This window comes from Comamonas sp. C24C, from assembly GCF_053345995.1.
This window is the reverse complement of the sequence record NZ_JBKFBC010000005.1, coordinates 373475-375341: the sequence shown is the minus strand read 5'-3', so window position 1 is coordinate 375341 and position 1867 is coordinate 373475. Positions and strand designations below refer to the sequence as shown.

The 1867-nt window shown below is 60.7% G+C and carries 3 protein-coding genes; all 3 read right to left on the bottom strand.

Going from position 1 to position 1867, the window contains the following annotated elements:
- On the bottom strand, window positions 1–278 hold a 278-nt coding region (locus tag ACLBXN_RS12370; protein ID WP_447612313.1), incomplete at its 3' end, for a dTDP-4-dehydrorhamnose 3,5-epimerase family protein.
- Complete coding sequence (gene rfbA / locus ACLBXN_RS12365) at window positions 275–1165, bottom strand: glucose-1-phosphate thymidylyltransferase RfbA (protein ID WP_447612312.1); 891 nt, start codon at window positions 1163–1165, stop codon at window positions 275–277. The genes rfbA and ACLBXN_RS12370, both read right to left, overlap by 4 nt.
- Before the next feature lie 63 nt (window positions 1166–1228).
- Window positions 1229–1867 (bottom strand): dTDP-4-dehydrorhamnose reductase (gene rfbD, locus ACLBXN_RS12360; protein ID WP_447612311.1); only part of this gene is annotated, 639 nt, incomplete at its 5' end.

The following is a 1867-nucleotide window of genomic DNA, read 5'->3' as shown; positions in this document are numbered from 1 at the left end:
GGCGAGCTGCGACGGATATCCACGGCCACATCAAACACCGCACCCGAGATCACACGCACCAGCTTGCCCTGGGCATGGGGTGGCAGCTGGTAGTGCAGCCCGCGCAGCACGCCCTTGCTGCTGCGGCTGTGGTTGTCCTGAATGAACTCGTGGTTCGTACCCGTGGCCTGGTTGAAGAGGTCTTGGCGAAAGCTTTCCAGAAAAAAGCCGCGCGCATCCCCAAACACCTTGGGCTCGATCAGAAAGACATCGGGAATCGCCAAAGGCGTGAACTTCATACGCGCACCTTTTCCTTGAGCACCTGCAGCAGATATTGTCCGTAGCCATTCTTGACCAGCGCCTGGCCCAGCTTCTCCAGTTGAGCGGCATCAATCCATTTCTGGCGATAGGCGATTTCTTCCGGGCAGGCCACTTTCAGGCCCTGGCGCTGCTGCAAGGTGGCAATGAATTGCCCCGCTTCGAGCAGGCTGTCATGGGTGCCGGTGTCCAGCCAGGCATAGCCTCGGCCCATGAGCTCGACATTGAGCTTGCCTTGCTGCAGATACATGCCGTTGAGATCCGTGATCTCCAGCTCGCCGCGCGCCGAAGGCTTGACCTGCTTGGCCAGCTCCACCACCTGCTCGTCATAGAAGTACAGGCCGGTGACCGCATAGTTGCTCTTGGGTTGCTTGGGCTTTTCTTCGAGCGACAGCACTTTGCCTGCAGCATCAAACTCGGCCACGCCGTAGCGCTCGGGGTCTTGCACATGGTAGGCAAACACCGAGGCGCCGTCCTGGCGCGCATCTGCCTTTTTGAGCAGCGGCTGGAAGTCATGGCCGTAGAAGATGTTGTCCCCCAGCACCAGGGCACTGGGAGCGCCGTCGAGGAATTTCTCGCCAATCAGAAAGGCCTGGGCCAGGCCATCCGGGCTGGGCTGCACCTCATACTGAAGATTCAGGCCCCACTGGCTACCGTCGCCCAACAGTTGCTCGAAGCGCGGCGTGTCCTGCGGCGTGCTGATGATCAGAATGTCCCGGATGCCCGCCAGCATCAGCGTGCTCAGCGGGTAGTAGATCATGGGCTTGTCGTAGATGGGCAGCAGCTGCTTGCTGATGGCCAGGGTGGCGGGGTGCAGACGGGTGCCGGAGCCGCCAGCCAGAATGATGCCTTTGCGCTGTGTCGTCATGATGAATCAATGGGTGGCTTCCAACGCTTTACCGATAAGCGTTGGAAGCGAGTTATTTGAAAATTACAGAATCTCGCGCAGCATGCGCTCCACGCCCTGCTGCCATGCAGGCAGATGCAGTTGCATGGTCGCTTGCAGCTTTTGCGTATCCAGGCGCGAGTTCAAGGGTCGCACGGCAGCTGTCGGAAAGGCCGTGGTCGGCACGGCGGCAATGCTCTGCACCTTCCAGTCCAGATCCGGGCGCAGGTTCTGTGCGCGCTCGATTACATGGCTGGCATAGGCATGCCAGTTGGTTTCCCCTGCCGCGACCAGATGGTAGAGACCGCCATCGCCTTCATGAGCGCTCGCATGGCGCACGGCATGGGCCGTGACATCGGCGATCAGATCGGCGCCAGTCGGCGCGCCCCATTGATCGTTGATCACGCTGAGCGCTTCACGCTCCTGCGCCAGGCGCAACATGGTCTTGGCAAAGTTGCCGCCACGCGCTGCATAGACCCAACTGGTGCGAAAGATCAGGTGACGGCAATGCGTGGCTGCAATCCGCTGTTCGCCCTCCAGCTTGGTGCGGCCGTAGACCGATAACGGCCCGGTCGCATCACCCTCTTTGCGCGCCGCACTGCCGGAGCCATCAAAGACATAGTCGGTGCTGTAGTGCACCAGCAAGGCGCCCAGGCTTTTGGCTTCCTGTGCCATGACTTCGGG

Bases quoted from the DNA above. Each gene is read 5' to 3' on its own strand.
- rfbA (WP_447612312.1), bottom strand. From the start codon at position 1,165: ATGACGACACAGCGCAAAGGCATCATTCTGGCTGGCGGCTCCGGCACC.